The sequence below is a fragment of the Streptomyces hirsutus genome, assembly GCF_001418415.1.
Classification (GTDB): Bacteria; Actinomycetota; Actinomycetes; order Streptomycetales; family Streptomycetaceae; genus Streptomyces; species Streptomyces hirsutus.
Genome location: NZ_LIQT01000072.1, coordinates 69132 through 84853, shown reverse-complemented (window position 1 = coordinate 84853; position 15722 = coordinate 69132). Strand labels below are relative to the sequence as shown.

The following is a 15722-nucleotide window of genomic DNA, read 5'->3' as shown; positions in this document are numbered from 1 at the left end:
GCTGCGCATGCCGCCGGCGGCGACGATGACGGTGACCACGACGGCGACGATCACTCCGCCGAGCCAGTCGGGGGCACCGGTCAGCACGGTCAGGGTGAGCCCCGCGCCCTGGAGCTGCGGCAGCAGGTACAGCCAGCCGACGCCGACGACGAAGGCGCCCGCGAGCCGCCGCACGGCCTGCGAGGCGAGCCGGGCCTCGGCGAAGTCGGGCAGCGTGTAGGCGCCGGAGCGGCGCAGCGGGGCGGCGACGAACAGCAGCAGCACCAGGTAGCCGGCGGTGTAGCCGACCGGGTACCAGAGCATGTCGGGGCCCTGGACCAGGACCAGGCCCGCGATGCCGAGGAAGGACGCGGCGGAGAGGTACTCGCCGCTGATGGCGGCCGCGTTCAGGCGCGGGCCGACCGTGCGCGACGCGACGTAGAAGTCGGAGGTGGTGCGCGAGATCCGCAGGCCGAAGGCGCCGACGAGGATGGTCGCCAGGACGACGAGGGCCACGGCGGGTACGGCGTAACTGGAGTTCACGGTGCCTGCGTTCCCTCAGCGGTCCTCGACGAGCCGCACGAAGTCGCGTTCGTTGCGTTCGGCGCGGCGTACGTACCAGCGGGCGAGCAGGACCAGCGGGGGGTAGAGCCCGAAGCCGAGGACCGCCCATTCCAGCCTGCGTGCGTCCGGGGCGGCCGCGAAGACCAGCGGGAGGGGGCCGATGAGCAGGACGAGGACGGCGAACACGGTCAGTCCGGTGCGCAGTTGGATGCGCATCAGGGAACGGACGTAGGTGTGGCCGAGGGTGGTCTGCTCGTCGATCTCGGTGCGCGGGCGGTAGTAGCCGAAGGAGCGGCGGGCGCGGCGGGGCGGGCCGGTGACGACCACGCGGCGTTCGGTCGGGTCCTGGGGCACGCTTTCTCCCCCTAGCTCGTGGTCCGGCGCATCAGCAGGTCCCGCAGTTCACGGGCGTGCCGCCGGCTGACCTGGAGCTCCTCGGAGCCGATCAGGACGCTCACGGTGCCCGCGTCGAGGCGGAGTTCCCCGATGTGGCGCAGGGCGACCAGATGGCGGCGGTGGATGCGGACGAAGCCGCGCGAGCGCCAGCGTTCCTCCAGGGTGGACAGCGGTATGCGGACGAGGTGGCTGCCCCGGTCGGTGTGCAGGCGGGCGTAGTCGCCGTGGGCCTCCACGTGCGTGATGTCGTCGACGGCGACGAAGCGGGTCACCCCGCCGAGTTCGACGGCTATGTGGTCCGGGTCGGGTTCGTGCACGGGGATGCGCGGGGCGCTGCCGCGCTGCGCGGCGGCGCGCAGTTCGACGACGCGACGGACCGCCTCGGCCAGTCTCTCCTTGCGGACGGGCTTGAGGACGTAGTCGACGGCCTTGAGGTCGAAGGCCTGCACGGCGAAGTCCTCGTGTGCGGTGACGAACACGACCAGCGGCGGCCGGGCGAACCCGCCGAGCAGCCGGGCGAGATCGAGTCCGTCGAGGCCGGGCATCTGGATGTCGAGGAAGACGACGTCGACGGCCTCGGGTCCGTCGGGCCCAGACTCCAGGGCGCGGTTGATGCGGCGCAGCGCCTCGGTCGCGTCGCCGGCGCCCTCGGCACTGCCGATGCGGGGGTCCGCGTGCAGCAGGTAGAGCAGTTCCTCCAGCGAGGGGCGTTCGTCGTCGACGGCCAGGGCGCGCAGCATGAAGGTGGAGTCTAAAGGGGATTGCCACGTCTGGACATGGCTCGGACGTGGGCTTTTCCGTCGTCCGGGAGGGGCCCCGGACGGTTTCGCGGACTCGGGGCGGTGTACGGGCGCCGCCGCGACCGGCACCGGTCGCCGCGTGACGGCGGAGGCCGGCCGGCGCTGGTTACAGTGCGGGTATGAGCAGCAGGCCCGCGCCGTTCGACGAGCTCGACCGACAGATCGTCACCGCGCTGATGGCGAACGCCCGGACGTCCTTCGCCGAGATCGGCGCGGCGGTCGGCCTGTCGTCGACGGCGGTCAAGCGCCGGGTGGACCGTCTGCGCGAGACGGGGGTGATCACCGGGTTCACGGCGACGGTGCGGCCGTCGGCGCTGGGCTGGCGGACGGAGGCGTACGTCGAGGTGTACTGCGAGGGGGCGGCGCCGCCCCGGCGGCTGGCGGAGGTGGTGCGCAACCATCCGGAGATCGCCGCGGCGATGACGGTGACCGGGGGTGCCGACGCGCTGCTGCATCTGCGGGCACGGGACGTGGAGCACTTCGAGGAAGTGCTGGAGCGGATTCGTGCGGAGCCGTTCATCCGGAAGACGATCAGTGTGATGGTGCTGTCCCATCTGATCCCGGAGAGTCCGGAGGCGGGCGCGAGCCAGCCGGCTCCGTAAGGACCGCACAAGGCGCAGCAGACGTGCGTGGAGCAGTCGCAACACGCAGCATTACTGCGTGAGCGCGCAACTCATGTTCCTTGTCGTCCGGCCTGGTCGCTTTCTACCGTGGACGTACCCCTGATGACACCGCGTGGAAGCGGAGGCACCCCTCTGTGACCGATGCCCGTGTGCCGTCCCGACGGCGCTATCTCGTCTGCGATCCCGGACACTTCGACGTGCGGTACGCGATCAACCCCTGGATGCGTCCCGACCGTCCCGTCGACCTCGCCCTGGCCCAGCGCCAGTGGCGCACGCTGGTCGACGTCTACCGCGCCCACGGCCATACCGTGGACAGCGTGAAACCGGTACCCGGCCTGCCCGACATGGTGTTCGCCGCGAACGCGGCGGTCGTCGTCGGGGGCCGTGTCCTCGGCTCCCTGTTCCTGCCGCCCGAGCGGCGCCCCGAGTCCGTGCCGTACGAGACCTGGTTCAAGGCGGAGGGCTTCGACGTCCACCGTCCCGAGTCGGTGTGCGAGGGCGAGGGCGACCTGGTTCCCGCCGGACGCTGGATCCTCGCCGGCACCGGGTTCCGCACCACCCGCGGGGCACACGCCGAGGCACAGGAGTTCTTCGGGGTGCCCGTGATCGGCCTGACGCTGGTGGATCCGTACTTCTACCACCTGGACACGGCGCTGTTCGCGCTGGACGAGGAGAACATCGCGTACTACCCGGAGGCGTTCTCGCCGGGGAGCCGCGAGGTGCTGGCCCGGCTGTATCCGGACGCGGTGACCGCGACCCGCGAGGACGCCATGGCCTTCGGCCTGAACTCCGTCTCCGACGGACGCCATGTGTTCGTCTCCCCGGAGGCCACGGCCCTCACCGCGCGGCTCGCCGAGCGCGGTTACGTTCCCGTCCCCGTCGACCTGTCCGAGTTCCACAAGGCGGGCGGCGGGATCAAGTGCTGCACTCAGGAGATCCGCTCATGACCACTGCCACCCGTACCCGTTCGTCCGCCGAGCTGATCGGTGCGGAGGAGCCGGTCCTCGCGCACAACTACCACCCGCTGCCCGTGGTCGTCGCCCGCGCGGAGGGCGCGTGGGTGGAGGACGTGGAGGGCCGCCGCTACCTCGACATGCTGGCCGGCTATTCGGCGCTCAACTTCGGCCACCGGCATCCCGCGCTGATCGAGGCGGCGCACCGCCAGCTGGACCGTCTCACGCTGACCTCGCGCGCCTTCCACAACGACCGGCTCGCCGAGTTCGCCGAGCGGCTGGCCGCGCTGACCGGGCTGGACATGGTGCTGCCCATGAACACCGGCGCGGAGGCGGTCGAGAGCGCGGTGAAGGTGGCCCGCAAGTGGGCCTACGACGTGAAGGGCGTCCCGGCCGACCGGGCGACGATCGTGGTCGCCGCGGACAACTTCCACGGCCGGACGACGACCATCGTCAGCTTCTCGACGGACGAGACCGCCCGCGCCGGCTTCGGGCCCTTCACCCCCGGCTTCCGGGTCGTCCCGTACAACGACCTGGCGGCTCTGGAGGCGGCGGTCGACGACACGACGGCGGCGGTGCTGATCGAGCCGATCCAGGGCGAGGCGGGGGTGAACATCCCCGACGACGGCTATCTGGCGGGCGTACGGGAACTGACGCGCCGCGCGGGGTGCCTGTTCGTCGCGGACGAGATCCAGTCGGGGCTCGGCCGTACGGGGCACACGCTCGCCGTGGACCACGAGTCGGTCGTCCCGGACATGGTGCTGCTCGGCAAGGCACTGGGCGGCGGCATCGTCCCGGTGTCGGCGGTGGTGGCCCGCCGCGAGGTGCTCGGAGTTCTGCACCCCGGCGAGCACGGCTCGACGTTCGGTGGCAATCCGCTGGCCGCGGCCGTCGGCACGGCGGTGGTGGAGCTGCTGGAGACGGGCGAGTTCCAGCGTCGGGCGGCGGAACTGGGCGTGGTGCTGCGCGGCGGACTGGAAGCCCTGGTCGGCAAGGGCGTCGTCGGCTTCCGCTCGCGCGGACTGTGGGCGGGCGTCGACGTCGACCCCGCGCTCGGCACCGGCCGTGAGGTCAGTGAGCGGCTGATGCGGGAGGGAGTCCTGGTCAAGGACACCCACGGGTCCACCATCCGGCTGGCCCCGCCGCTCACCGTCCGGGGCGAGGAACTGCGGGACGCTTTGGAGACGCTGGGGAAGGTGCTGGGCCAGGGCGGCTGACCTTCGTCTCGTGCCCGTCCCCGCCCGACCCGCGGCGGACGGGGACGGGCAGACGGGCAGACGGACCAGTCTCTGCGCCCCGTCCACCCGTCCCCCCGTTGTTCACCGGGCCGGGGGCTTCCTGGCCTCGCCCAGGAAGCCCCCGGCCCGGTTCCCGGGTGAAGATGGGGTCAAGAGGTGGAGGACCACTCCCAGCGACGGATGAGGTCGGCCGTGGGCGGACACGTGAGCGGACACGGGGAGCAGGACGCTGCCCGGCAGGGGTTCGACGTGGCCGACGCCGCTCCCCTGCTGCTCGATCCGCAGGGCGTGGTGACGAACTGGACCGGACCGGCCGAGCGGCTGCTGGGCTACACGGCGCCCGAGGCGGTGGGGGGAAAGCTGTCCGATCTGCTGACCGCCGAGAACGCCGAGCGGGTGCCGGAGCTGGTCGGGCGCTGCCGGGCCGACGGCGGCTGGGCGGGCCTGATGACGGCCCGGCACCAGGACGGACATCCGGTCCCCGTCATGGTCAGGGTGCTGCAAACCGTGAAGCCGCAGGGCCGCTCGTCCCTGCTGGTGCTGTTGTCGGAGCTGGCCGGCTCCCCCGGCTGGAACATGAGCCGCACGATGCTGGAGCAGATGGTCGTCGGATCGGCGATCGGGTTCGCGATCGTGGACACGGACCTGCGGTACGTGTGGTCGAACCCCGCGCTCGAGCAGTTCGGCGGCGGCCCCGCCCAGCAGCGGCTGGGGCTGCGGTTCGCCGATGTCCAGCCCGGCCTGGACGCCGAACTCGTCGAGGCGCAGATGCGCCACGTCCTGGAAACCGGCGAGTCGGTGACCGACTTCGAGCAGGTCGGCCAGGCCCGTTCGGCGCCGCTGCGGGAAACCGCGCACATGCTGTCGTTCACCCGGCTCGACGACGACCGGGGCCACCCGATGGGCGTCTGCTACAGCGTCGTCGACATCACCGATCGGCACCGCGCGCGCCAGCGCCTCGCGCTGCTCGACCGGGCCGGCCGGCTCATCGGCCGCACCCTGAATGTCATGCACACCGCACAGGAGCTGGCCGACGTCGCCGTCCCGGAGCTCGCGGACTTCGTGACCGTGGATCTTCTGGAGACGGTGCTGCGGGGCGCCGAACTCCCGCCGGGCCCGCTCACCGAGACGGACGGGGCGCCGTTGCACCGCGCGGGCCACCGGTCGGTGCACGAGGACCTGCCGCGCACGGTCCGGGACATCGGCACGCCGGTCTCCTACCTGCCCGGTTCACCGCCGGTCCGCTGCCTGGCCACGGGCCGGTCCTGGCGTCAGGAGCAACTCGACCCGCTCGCCCCGGGGTGGGCCGCGAGCGCGCCCGGCCACCGGGAGGCCACGTTCCTGGAGCTGGGGCTGCAGAGTGTGATGGTCGTGCCGATCCGCGCCCGGGGGGTCACCCTGGGCGTCACCGTGTTCTTCCGGCGCCGCAGGGACCCCTTCCGCGAGGACGACCTGAACCTCGCCGAGGACCTCGTCTCCCGCGCCGCCGTCAGTGTGGACAACGCCCGCCGCTACACCAGGGAGCGGGACGCGGCGCTCGCGCTGCAGCGCAGCCTGCTGCCCCGCCTGCTCCCGGAGCAGGACGCCGTCGAGGTGGCCGCGTGCTACCGCCCGGCCGACGAGCTGACAGGTCTGGGCGGCGACTGGTACGACCTGATCCCGCTGCCCGGTGCCCGCGTCGCCCTCGTCGTCGGCGAGGTCCCCGGGCACGGCATCGACGCCGCCGCCGCGATGGGCCGGCTGCGGACCGCCGTACGGACCCTGGCCGCGCTGGATCTGCCGCCCGAGGAGGTACTCGCGCATCTCGACGACCTGGTGGCGCGGTCCGCGCGGGAGGAAGGCTCGGACCCGGTGGGGACCTACGGCCAGGCCGTGGGCTCCGGCTGCCTGTACGTCATCTACGACCCGGTCGACGGCCGGTGCGCGATGGCCGCCGCGGGCCATCCCCCGCCCGCACTGGTGTCGCCGGACGGCACGGCCGGCTTCGTCGAGCTGTCGGCGGGGCCCCCGCTCGGCGTGGGTGGCCCGCCGTTCGAGGCGAGGGAGTTGTCTTTGGCCGAGGGCAGCACACTCGCCCTGCACACCGACGGTCTGCTGACCGACACGGTGACCGGTTCGACCGCGGGCGGTCAGGACCGGTTGCGACAGGCACTGCAAGGGTCCGCGCCCTCGCTGGAAACACTGTGCCGGACGGTGGTGGACGCCCTGGTGCCGACCCGCCCGTACGACGACGTGGCGCTGCTGCTGGCCCGTACCCGGCTCCTGGACGCCGGCCAGGTGGCGTTCTGGGACCTGCCGACGGATCCGGCCGCGGTGGCCGAGGCCCGCAGGACGGCCACCCGGCAGCTGGGCCGCTGGGGCCTGGACGAGCTGGTCTTCACCACGGAGCTGATCGTCAGCGAACTGGTCACCAATGCCATCCGGTACGCCACCGGTCCCGTCCGGCTGCGGCTGATCCGTGAGCGCGCGCTGGTCTGCGAGGTGTACGACGGCGGGGCGACCACACCCCATCTGCGCCATCCCCGCGCCATGGACGAGGGCGGACGCGGCCTGCTGCTGGTCTCACAGCTCGCCCAGCAGTGGGGCACCCGCTTCGTTCCCGACGGAAAGGTCATCTGGGCCGAGCAGTCGCTGACCGGCCCGGACGAGCCTCTCCTCGGCTGACGCCTCCGGCACCGCGCGTCTCCCGTCGGCACCCCTGCCGCCCCTAATTCGCTCATGATGTGAAAAAATGATGCAATTCCGACAATGGGGCACCGGTCATGACACGAACGGCGATCGACTACGCAGCGGTGTACCACGCCCTGCCCGGCATGGTGGCGATCCTGACCCCGGGTCTGGTGTACGCCGATGTCAACGAGGCGTTCCTCGAGGGCACCGGGCTCTCCCGGGAGGAGCTGCTGGGCCGCTATCTGTTCGACGTCTTTCCGGACAACCCGAACAATCCCAGCTCCTCCGGCGCGCGCAACCTGCACGCCTCGCTGCTGCGCGTCATGGCCACCGGCGAGCGCGACACCATGGCCCTGCAGCGCTACGACGTCGAGAGCCGGGAGCACCCCGGCGAGTGGGAGGAGCGCTACTGGAGCCCGGTGAACACGCCGGTGCTGAGCAGTGACGGCAGCGTGGTCCTGATCGTGCACCGGGTCGAGGAGGTCACCGAGCTGATGCGGGCCCGCGACCGTGTCGGCATCGACCAGGGCCGGGTCCTGGAGGCCGAGCTGTACACACGCGCCCGCGAACTGCAGGAACTCAACCATCGGCTGCGCCAGGCGCACGCCCGGGAGCGGCAGGTGGCGCTGGTGCTGCAGGAGGCGATGCTGCCCGCCCCCCGGCAGGTGGGCCACCACCGGGCCGCCGTGCGCTACCGACCGGCGGTGGGCGCGCTCAACGTCTGCGGGGACTGGTACGACCTGGTCGACCTGGTGAGCGGCCACCGCATCGGCGTGTCCGTGGGCGACGTCGTCGGGCACGGGCTGGAGGCGGCCGGGGTCATGGGCCAGCTGCGCAGCGCTCTCACCGCCGCCTCGCGGGTCGCGGCAGGGCCCGCCGAGGCCCTGGACGTCGTGGGGCGCTACGCCCACGTGGTCGACGGCGCCGAGTCCGCGACCGTGGTCACCACCTTCGTCGACTTCGACCGGCACACCATCACGTACAGCAGCGCCGGTCATCTCCCTCCCGTGCTGGTCCACCACGACGGGCGGGTGGAGTTCCTCGACCGGGCCACCGATCCCCCGCTCGACGCCCTCCCCGAACCGGCCCCGAGGTCCGAGGCGACGGCCGCCTTCACGCCCGGGTCCACCCTGGTGCTCTACACCGACGGTCTGGTCGAACGCCGCCGGGAGGACATCGACACCGGGCTGTTCCGGCTCGCCGAGTCGCTGCGCCGCCACCGGACACGGGATCCGGAGTCACTGGCGGACATCGTGCTGCTGGAGCTGCTGCCACCCGGCGGCGCCATCGACGACACCGCGCTGATCGTCGTCCGGCTGTGACGGTTCGCGCCACGTCCGAAGACGGGTCCGGTCAGCCGCGGGTGAGGCGTGTGTCGTCGAGCCGGGCCACCCGGTCCACGTTGCGCCGGTCCTCCTCGTCCCGGCCGGACACCGGGGCGAACCAGGCGTCGAGGATCTCCTTCAGCAGCGGTTCGGACGTCAGCCGCAGGCCGAGCGCCAGCACGTTGGCGTCGTTCCAGCGGCGCGCGCCGTCCGCCGTGTAGGCGTCCGTGCACAGGGCCGCCCGTACGCCCGGCACCTTGTTGGCCGCGATCGAGGCACCCGTGCCGGTCCAGCAGCACACCACCGCCTGGTCCGCGGTCCCGTCGGCGACGTCGCGGGCGGCCGCCTCGGAGCAGAACGCCCACCGCGCGTCGCTCCCGGGACTCAGGGCACCGTGCACGCGCACCTCGTGGCCGCGCTCGCGCAGCTCGGCGAGCAGGGCGCGGGCCACGGGTTCGTCCATGTCGGAGGAGACGGAGATCCGCATGGTACGAAGCCTAACGGAGCCCTCTCGGGGCGCTCCGTCCGTGAAGCGGGCCCGGGCGAAGGACCGCGGCGGCACACGTCCGCGCCCGCCCGTGCACTGACGGACGTTCATCCGTCCGGCGGGCTCCACCCCGGCCCTGTCGTACATGGTGCCGGACAGTCCCGCCCCGACCTACACTGACAACCCCACGACGTGCCGGTTGACCTGCTGCAACACGCCGCTGGGCCCGTCCGACGGAGTCGAGGAGCGCGCCCTTGTTCTACTACCTGCTGAAATATGTACTTGTGGGCCCGCTGCTGAGACTGGTCTTCCGGCCTCGAATAGAGGGCCTGGAGCATGTGCCGTCGTCCGGTGCGGCCATCGTCGCCGGCAACCATCTGTCGTTCTCGGACCATTTCCTGATGCCCTCGATCCTCAAGCGGCGCATCACGTTCCTCGCCAAGGCCGAGTACTTCACCGGCCCCGGCATCAAGGGCCGGCTGACGGCGTTCTTCTTCCACAGCGCGGGGCAGATCCCGGTCGACCGCTCCGGCAAGGACGCAGGCCAGGCCGCCATCCGGGAAGGCCTGGGGGTACTGGGCAAGGGGGAGTTGCTCGGCATCTACCCGGAGGGCACGCGGTCGCACGACGGGCGCCTCTACAAGGGCAAGGTCGGGGTCGCGGTGATGGCCCTCAAGGCCGGCGCCCCGGTGATTCCGTGCGCGATGATCGGCACCTTCGAGGCGCAGCCGCCCGGCAAGATCATCCCCAACCTCCACCCCGTGGTGATCCGCTTCGGCGAACCCCTCGACTTCTCGCGCTACGAAGGCATGGAGGACGAGCGGGCGGTCCTGCGGGCCATCACCGACGAGATCATGTACGCCATCCTGAAGCTGTCCGGGCAGGAGTACGTCGACCAGTACGCGGCCGTCGCCAAGGCCGAGGAGGCCGAGCGCAAGGCGGAGGAGAAGCGCCGGTTCCCGCGGTTGCCGCGGAGCTGAACCGCCCGCCGGACGGGCCGAGCGGGCCACCGGCCCGGTAAGCGCATGAGCAGCCCATGAGTGAGGGGCGGCCGGAGTCGTCCGGCCGCCCCTCACTGCTCGTCCGCCGGGCCGGACCGTGAGGGCGACGGACCACCGGGACCCCTCGCCGCCTGGCCGCCTGGCCGCCTACGACGTGGCTGTTCCCCGGTGCTCCGCGGCGATGCCGAAGCGCTGCTGTTCGCGGGGAGCGGACGCGGCCCCGTGGACCCCGGCCACCGTGCTGACCATCCGCTCGCCGACGGGCTCCCGGTCCTCGTCGAGCTCCTGGAGCTGATCGAGTCGGCGCAGGTCATCGGCGGAAACAAGGGCGACGAGGGGCTTTCCGTGCCGGGTCACAACGACGCGCTCACCGCCGTACACCACACGGTTGATCAGGTCGGCGAGCTCAGCCCTCGCCTGTGTCACTGGAATCTCGTAGGCCATACCCCCATCATAACGTCACGTACGTCCTGTACATTTTTCACCGATAGCCGCCGCGCGGACAGCCCCCATGCGGACAGCTGCCATGAGGAGGAGCCCATGCCCCGACCGTTCGCCCGTCACGCCGTGCCCGGGTTCACCGGCCACACGGCGTTCGGGCACCGGACCACGGATCCGTACGCGAAGCTGATGGAGGAGCGGATCGTCCTCCTGGGGACGCCGATCGACGAGACCTCCGCGAACGACCTGATCGCCCGGTTCATGCACCTGGAGCACCGGGCCCCCGACCGGGACATCGCCCTCTACGTCAACTCCCCCGGCGGCTCCTTCCACGCCATGTCGGCGCTCTACGACACCCTGCGCTTCGTCACCTGCGAGGTGGAGACGGTCTGCACGGGCCGGGCCGAGGGGGCGGCCGCCCTGCTCCTGGCCGCCGGGACGCCGGGCAAGCGGTACGTCCTGCCGGGGGCGCGGCTGGTGCTCCGTCAGCCGGTACTGCCGGAGCCGGCGGAAAGCGTGAGCGATCCGGCCGTCCAGGCGGAGGAGGCGTCGCGGGTCCGGGACCGGATCGAGGAGATACTGGTCCGGCACACCCACCGCACCCCGGAGCAGGCTCGGTCGGACATCGAGCGGGACACCGTCCTCGATGCGCGGGCGGCAGTGGAGTACGGCCTCGCCGACCGGGTCCTGACCGGCCGTGAGATCCCGCGTCCCACTCCCGGCGCGAGGTGAGCCGCCGATGCTGCCTCCCGAACTGCCACCGCTGCCCGCACTGACCCGCGCGGAGGCGGAGTTGATCGACTGTTACCTCGAGGCCGTCGACCTGCTCGGCCGGATCAACCCGGCCCGCGACGGCGACACCTATCGTGGACTGCGCGCCGCACAGGCACTGGTCGGCAAAGCCGTCGCACTGCGCGACGCGCTGACCCTGATGCACCGGCGCGGCGAGACCGAACTGCACGCCGCCACGCTGGCCCGGGCCCTGCGGGTGCTGGACGGCGACCGGCGCACGGCCCGGGTCACGCTGCCGCCGGGCTCCGGCAGTTGACGCCTGTACCGGTCCGGCCGGGGACGGTGTCGGTGCCGCGTCCGCACCGAAGTTGAAACGGACCAAAGGGGGTACCGCCAACCGGCGTAGACGACCACTTCTTTTCGGGCCGCCCCAGTTGCGCACCCCGCGTGGCCACTTACCGGAACAGGTCATTCCGATGCTGGTCCGGGCCTCCTCGGCACTCCGGACGGCAGCCCGGACGCGGAGCTGTCCACTCGAACGGATGAGTGGTGAGTAACAACACAAACCCCCGGTTCCATTGGGATTTCGGGCCGACGGTTGCCAAGATCGCTCACTGACGACAAGACCCCGCCGCCGCGGCGGGGCGATCCGGGCGGACGCCGAGTCCTGCCGCCGCCCGGATGACCGGTCGACAGGAGTGGATCGGCAGGAGTGGAGGACCCGAGCAAGACGGGTTGCCGGAACGGGAGTTCGATTCCCGCGCCGAGCAGCCCTTGGGGTGAAGCCGCACTCGTGCGGCCGGGCAACTTCGCCAGCCCGAATCCGACAGGTCATCCTTCACAGGCGGCTGACGAAGGGTTGCGCATGACCGCGCTCAATCGTGTCCCGTCTCTCATGGCCAGGGCCGGCACGGCCTCGGCCCTCACCCTTGCCGCCGTGGGCGGCTCGATCGTCCTCCCCGGCGCCGCCTCGGAGGCGGCGGCCGCGACTACAGCCACCAAGGCCCTCAAGATCGCCGCATCCAAGAAGGGCGCGCCCTACCGGTGGGGTGCCACCGGACCGAGCCGCTTCGACTGCTCCGGACTCACCCTCTACTCGTTCAAGAAGGCGGGCAAACAGCTGCCCCGTACTGCGGCCCAGCAGTACAACAAGACCCGCCACATCTCCGCCTCGAACCGCAAGGCGGGGGACCTGGTCTTCTTCCACTCGGGATCGAACGTCTACCACGTGGGCATCTACGCGGGCCAGGGCAAGCTCTGGCACGCGCCCAAGACCGGGGACGTGGTGCGCCTGCAGAAGATCTGGACCCGCAGCGTCTGGTACGGCCGGGTGAAGTGATCCGCGAGGGCGGCGGCACCCCTCTGCCGCCGCCCCGCCCAACGCTCCGCACGACGCCCGGACCACGCACCGGTGCGGCGGCTCGAGGATCTGCGTATCGCCCGAACGGGTGCGCAGGTCCTCTTTTCGCCTTTCCGCGTCCGCTCGCCCCGCCTCCCGCCCTCGTCCTCGTTCCTGCCGTGACCGCCTACGGTTCCTGCCGCCCTGCCGCGTCGACCGCCGTGGCCGGCTCTGCGGGGACGGGCCACGGGAGGACGACGGAGACGGTCTTCCCGCCCTCTCCGGTGGGGCGGACCCTCATCCTGCCGCCGCATTCCACGGTCAGCCAGCGGATGATGACCAGCCCCCGGCCGTTGTCCTGCTGGACCGCCGCGGGGAGCCGCTTGGGGAACCTCGGGTGGCTGTCGGTGACCCCGATGCACAGCTGGTCGTCGCGGTCGAGGGCGAGGTCCACGGTGAACGTGGGCGACTGCCCCAGGGTGTGCTGCACGGCGTTGGTCGCGAGTTCGGACACGATCAGCCGGACGGTGTCGGACACTTCCGTGTCCTCCGGCATGCCCCACTCCGCCAGCGTGCCCACCGCATGGGCGCGCGCCGCGGAGACCGAGGCGGGATCGCTCGGCAGAGTGATGGATGCTTCCAGATGGTCTGCCATGGCGATGTCGTCCCTTTCCACGGGACCGCAGTCCGACACGGAGCGGCTGATTCGAGTACGGTCCCGCACTGGTGCTTCGTCGTCAGACTGCCATCACCGCAGGCCGTCGGCGGCGATACAGCCGAGATATGCATATATCTGTCGCTCAAAGCGGTGAACTCTGCGACGGGAGACCGTATTTGGGTGACATCAAGGGAGTAAGGGGGGAAGCCATGCAGCACGGTCCCGCGGTACGCCGCCGGAAACTGGGCGCCGAACTGCGCTCGTTGCGCACGTCGGCGGGGTTCACCAGTGGTGAGGCGGCCCGGCTGGTGGGCTGGCACCAGTCGAAGGTGAGCCGCATCGAGACGGGCACGAGCGGGGTGAAACCGGCCGATGTGCGGTTACTGCTCGACGCCTACGGTCTGGCCGACGTCCAGTTGCGGGAGTTGCTGCTGGTCCTGGCGGGGTCCGACGACAACGGCGGACGGCACCACTGGTGGCACGCGTACCGCGGGGTACTGCCGCCCACCTACCGGGACTTCATCAGCCTGGAGTCACAGGCCAGCGCCATGCGCACCCTGGAGACCACAGTGGTTCCCGGACTGCTGCAGACGCCCGAGTACGCGCGGGCGGTGACCGAGGCCGCCCTGGAGGGCGCCTCCGAGGAGCGGCTGGACACACTGGTGGAGGTACGGCTGGCCAGACAGGACGTCCTGCGGGCGGATCCGCCACTGGAGTTGAGCGCGGTCCTCGACGAGGCGGTGCTGCGGCGGCAGGTCGGCGGTCCCGGTGTCATGACCCGTCAGCTGGAACGGCTGGTGGAGGCGGCGCGCCTTCCCCAGGTAAGGCTTCAGGTACTGCCGTTCACTGCCGGGGCGCACATCGGCGTCACCGGGCCTTTCGTAATCTTCTCATTTTCGCGCACTTCTGATCTAGACGTTGTAGTTCTCGACCACTTGACGAGTAGCCTCTATCTGGAGTGGAAAGAAGACCTCCGGGCGTACTCGGAGGCTTTCAACGCCCTCTCGGTCCACGCCCTTTCGCCAGAGGACTCGTTGGATTTCATCGCCGGGACAGCTGCCGGCGTGTAAGGAGGTACGATGCCCGCTCCGCCTCGGACCCTTCCCTCCAGCACCGACCTGCACGGTGTGCGGTGGCTGCGCAGCAGCTACAGCACGGGCGCGAACAACTGCGTGGAGACGGCCCGGCCGGCCTTCGGCCCCGGAGCCGGACTGCTCGCCGTGCGCGATTCCAAGAACCCGGCCGGACCCGCGCTGCTCGTCTCCCCCGGGAGCTGGGCGGAGTTCGTGGCCGCGGTTCACTGACCCGCCGGTCCGCCGGCACTCGTCCGCCCGTCCGTCATCGGGCAGCTCACGGCCGTGTCACGCCGACTCATGGCCGCGTGTCGCCGATCACCTGCACAGCGCGTTCGATCTCGGCCCCGGACAGGTCCGCGCGGGCGGTCAGTCTGAGCCGTGAGATGCCGTCGGGCACGGAAGGAGGACGGAAGCAGCCCACGGACAGGCCGGCCGCCCGGCAGTCGGCCGCCCATCGCACGGCCTGCTCCGGGGACGGGGCACGCACGGAGACGACCGCGGCATCGGGGCGTACGGCTTCGAGGCCCGCGGCCGTCAGCCGGTGGTGCAGGTCGCGCGCCACCGCGCCCGCCCGCGCCGCACGCCCGGGTTCACGGCGCAGCAGTCGCAGGGCCGCGAGCGCGGCACCCGCGGCCGCCGGGGCGAGGCCCGTGTCGAAGATGAACGTCCGGGCCGTGTTGACCAGATGCTCGACGACCCGTGCCGGGCCGAGCACGGCTCCGCCCTGGCTGCCGAGCGACTTGGACAGCGTGAGTGTCACCACGACGTCCTCGGCGCCGGCGAGCCCCGCCGCGTGCGGGGCGCCGCGTCCGCCGTCCCCGAGCACCCCGAGGCCGTGGGCGTCGTCGAGCACCAGCCCCGCGCCGTGCTCACGGCACGCTTCCGCCAGCGCGGCGAGCGGTGCGGCGTCCCCGTCGACCGAGAAGACCGTGTCGGACACGGCGACGGCGGTTCCGTCGTGCCCGCTCAGCGCCTTGCGCGCGGCGTCCGGATCGGCGTGCGCCACGACCTGCGTCCTGCCCCGGGCCAGCCGGCAGCCGTCGATCAGGGAGGCGTGGTTGCCGGCGTCGGACACGATCAGCGAGCCGTGCGGGGCCAGCGCGGTGACGGCGGCGAGGTTGGCCGCGTATCCGGAGGAGAGGACGAGCGCCGCCTCGAAGCCGCAGAAGTCGGCCAGCTCGCGTTCCAGCTCGGTGTGCAGCTCGGTGGTGCCGGTGACGAGCCGGGACCCGGTGGCCCCGCCGCCCCAGGTCCGGGCGGCCCGCGCCGCGCCCTCGGCCACTTCCGGATGACGGACCAGACCCAGGTAGTCGTTGCTCGCCAGATCGAGGAGCGGGGCACCGGCGGCCCGCGGGCGCAGGGTCCGTACGAGCCCGGCCCGGCGGCGCAGCTCCGCCTGCTCGTCGATCCAGCCGAACGCCATGGCTCCTCCGGTGCTTT

18 protein-coding genes and 1 riboswitch are annotated in these 15722 nt (G+C 71.7%); of the genes, 11 read left to right on the top strand and 7 right to left on the bottom strand.

Annotated features, from left to right (window positions below):
* The 3 genes from AOK11_RS06790 to AOK11_RS06780 all read right to left on the bottom strand — a co-directional run.
* A partial coding sequence (locus tag AOK11_RS06790; protein ID WP_420902971.1) for a sodium:solute symporter family transporter occupies positions 1-522 on the bottom strand: 522 nt, incomplete at its 3' end.
* A gap of 15 nt (positions 523-537) precedes the next feature.
* Positions 538-897, bottom strand: a complete 360-nt coding sequence (locus AOK11_RS06785) for a hypothetical protein (protein ID WP_055592721.1) — start codon at positions 895-897, stop codon at positions 538-540.
* A gap of 11 nt (positions 898-908) precedes the next feature.
* Positions 909-1679: a LytR/AlgR family response regulator transcription factor gene (locus AOK11_RS06780; protein WP_055592720.1), complete on the bottom strand. Its 771-nt coding sequence runs from the start codon at positions 1677-1679 to the stop codon at positions 909-911.
* A gap of 179 nt (positions 1680-1858) precedes the next feature.
* On the opposite strand from AOK11_RS06780, the gene AOK11_RS06775 reads away from it, so the two are divergent.
* The 5 genes from AOK11_RS06775 to AOK11_RS06755 all read left to right on the top strand — a co-directional run bounded on the left by AOK11_RS06775 (position 1859) and on the right by AOK11_RS06755 (position 8545).
* A complete protein-coding gene (locus AOK11_RS06775) occupies positions 1859-2341 on the top strand; it encodes an Lrp/AsnC family transcriptional regulator (RefSeq protein WP_055592719.1) in 483 nt (160 codons plus the stop codon).
* Between the two features lie 155 nt (positions 2342-2496).
* Positions 2497-3309: a dimethylargininase gene (gene ddaH, locus AOK11_RS06770; protein WP_055592718.1), complete on the top strand. Its 813-nt coding sequence runs from the start codon at positions 2497-2499 to the stop codon at positions 3307-3309.
* Complete coding sequence (rocD, locus tag AOK11_RS06765) at positions 3306-4532, top strand: ornithine--oxo-acid transaminase (protein ID WP_055592717.1); 1227 nt, start codon at positions 3306-3308, stop codon at positions 4530-4532. The genes ddaH and rocD overlap by 4 nt, the downstream gene beginning before the upstream one ends.
* A gap of 225 nt (positions 4533-4757) precedes the next feature.
* A complete protein-coding gene (locus AOK11_RS06760; protein ID WP_240497247.1) occupies positions 4758-7217 on the top strand; it encodes a SpoIIE family protein phosphatase in 2460 nt (819 codons plus the stop codon).
* Positions 7218-7315: 98 nt separating this feature from the next.
* Positions 7316-8545: a PP2C family protein-serine/threonine phosphatase gene (locus AOK11_RS06755; protein WP_055592715.1), complete on the top strand. Its 1230-nt coding sequence runs from the start codon at positions 7316-7318 to the stop codon at positions 8543-8545.
* A 31-nt stretch (positions 8546-8576) separates the two neighbouring features.
* Here AOK11_RS06755 and AOK11_RS06750 read toward each other — a convergent pair whose 3' ends face one another.
* Positions 8577-9035, bottom strand: a complete 459-nt coding sequence (locus AOK11_RS06750) for an RpiB/LacA/LacB family sugar-phosphate isomerase (protein WP_055592714.1) — start codon at positions 9033-9035, stop codon at positions 8577-8579.
* A gap of 254 nt (positions 9036-9289) precedes the next feature.
* On the opposite strand from AOK11_RS06750, the gene AOK11_RS06745 reads away from it, so the two are divergent.
* Positions 9290-10015: a lysophospholipid acyltransferase family protein gene (locus tag AOK11_RS06745; protein WP_055592713.1), complete on the top strand. Its 726-nt coding sequence runs from the start codon at positions 9290-9292 to the stop codon at positions 10013-10015.
* Positions 10016-10183: 168 nt separating this feature from the next.
* Here AOK11_RS06745 and AOK11_RS06740 read toward each other — a convergent pair whose 3' ends face one another.
* Positions 10184-10480 carry a type II toxin-antitoxin system Phd/YefM family antitoxin gene (locus AOK11_RS06740; RefSeq protein WP_055592712.1) on the bottom strand — a complete coding sequence of 99 codons (297 nt, stop codon included), beginning with the start codon at positions 10478-10480 and terminating at the stop codon, positions 10184-10186.
* Between the two features lie 96 nt (positions 10481-10576).
* Here AOK11_RS06740 and AOK11_RS06735 point away from each other — a divergent pair, with 96 nt between their 5' ends.
* The 3 genes from AOK11_RS06735 (at position 10577) to AOK11_RS06725 (ending at position 12548) form a co-directional block, all read left to right on the top strand.
* Entirely contained in the window at positions 10577-11209 is a 633-nt protein-coding gene (locus AOK11_RS06735; protein ID WP_055592711.1) for an ATP-dependent Clp protease proteolytic subunit, read from the top strand.
* 7 nt (positions 11210-11216) lie between these two features.
* Entirely contained in the window at positions 11217-11525 is a 309-nt protein-coding gene (locus tag AOK11_RS06730) for a hypothetical protein (RefSeq protein ID WP_055592710.1), read from the top strand.
* A 345-nt stretch (positions 11526-11870) separates the two neighbouring features.
* Positions 11871-12071, top strand: a riboswitch (cyclic di-AMP (ydaO/yuaA leader).
* Between the two features lie 3 nt (positions 12072-12074).
* Positions 12075-12548 carry a C40 family peptidase gene (locus AOK11_RS06725; RefSeq protein ID WP_055592709.1) on the top strand — a complete coding sequence of 158 codons (474 nt, stop codon included), beginning with the start codon at positions 12075-12077 and terminating at the stop codon, positions 12546-12548.
* A 187-nt stretch (positions 12549-12735) separates the two neighbouring features.
* On the opposite strand, the gene AOK11_RS06720 is transcribed toward AOK11_RS06725, so the two are convergent.
* On the bottom strand, positions 12736-13203 hold the full coding sequence (locus AOK11_RS06720; protein ID WP_055592708.1) for an ATP-binding protein: 468 nt from the start codon (positions 13201-13203) through the stop codon (positions 12736-12738).
* Positions 13204-13415: 212 nt separating this feature from the next.
* Here AOK11_RS06720 and AOK11_RS06715 point away from each other — a divergent pair, with 212 nt between their 5' ends.
* Positions 13416-14276: a helix-turn-helix domain-containing protein gene (locus AOK11_RS06715; RefSeq protein WP_055592707.1), complete on the top strand. Its 861-nt coding sequence runs from the start codon at positions 13416-13418 to the stop codon at positions 14274-14276.
* A 9-nt stretch (positions 14277-14285) separates the two neighbouring features.
* A complete protein-coding gene (locus tag AOK11_RS06710; RefSeq protein ID WP_055592706.1) occupies positions 14286-14510 on the top strand; it encodes a DUF397 domain-containing protein in 225 nt (74 codons plus the stop codon).
* A 67-nt stretch (positions 14511-14577) separates the two neighbouring features.
* Here the strand turns inward: AOK11_RS06710 and AOK11_RS06705 are convergent, their stop codons facing one another.
* Positions 14578-15705, bottom strand: coding sequence for an 8-amino-7-oxononanoate synthase (locus AOK11_RS06705; protein WP_055592705.1), 1128 nt, complete (start codon positions 15703-15705; stop codon positions 14578-14580).
* Between the last annotated feature and the right edge of the window lie 17 nt (positions 15706-15722).

Bases quoted from the DNA above. Each gene is read 5' to 3' on its own strand.
- AOK11_RS06780 (WP_055592720.1), bottom strand. From the start codon at position 1,679: ATGCTGCGCGCCCTGGCCGTCGACGACGAACGCCCCTCGCTGGAGGAA.
- AOK11_RS06775 (WP_055592719.1), top strand. From the start codon at position 1,859: ATGAGCAGCAGGCCCGCGCCGTTCGACGAGCTCGACCGACAGATCGTC.
- rocD (WP_055592717.1), top strand. From the start codon at position 3,306: ATGACCACTGCCACCCGTACCCGTTCGTCCGCCGAGCTGATCGGTGCG.
- AOK11_RS06755 (WP_055592715.1), top strand. From the start codon at position 7,316: ATGACACGAACGGCGATCGACTACGCAGCGGTGTACCACGCCCTGCCC.
- AOK11_RS06750 (WP_055592714.1), bottom strand. From the start codon at position 9,035: ATGCGGATCTCCGTCTCCTCCGACATGGACGAACCCGTGGCCCGCGCC.
- AOK11_RS06740 (WP_055592712.1), bottom strand. From the start codon at position 10,480: ATGGCCTACGAGATTCCAGTGACACAGGCGAGGGCTGAGCTCGCCGAC.
- AOK11_RS06735 (WP_055592711.1), top strand. From the start codon at position 10,577: ATGCCCCGACCGTTCGCCCGTCACGCCGTGCCCGGGTTCACCGGCCAC.
- AOK11_RS06730 (WP_055592710.1), top strand. From the start codon at position 11,217: ATGCTGCCTCCCGAACTGCCACCGCTGCCCGCACTGACCCGCGCGGAG.
- AOK11_RS06725 (WP_055592709.1), top strand. From the start codon at position 12,075: ATGACCGCGCTCAATCGTGTCCCGTCTCTCATGGCCAGGGCCGGCACG.
- AOK11_RS06720 (WP_055592708.1), bottom strand. From the start codon at position 13,203: ATGGCAGACCATCTGGAAGCATCCATCACTCTGCCGAGCGATCCCGCC.
- AOK11_RS06715 (WP_055592707.1), top strand. From the start codon at position 13,416: ATGCAGCACGGTCCCGCGGTACGCCGCCGGAAACTGGGCGCCGAACTG.
- AOK11_RS06710 (WP_055592706.1), top strand. From the start codon at position 14,286: ATGCCCGCTCCGCCTCGGACCCTTCCCTCCAGCACCGACCTGCACGGT.
- AOK11_RS06705 (WP_055592705.1), bottom strand. From the start codon at position 15,705: ATGGCGTTCGGCTGGATCGACGAGCAGGCGGAGCTGCGCCGCCGGGCC.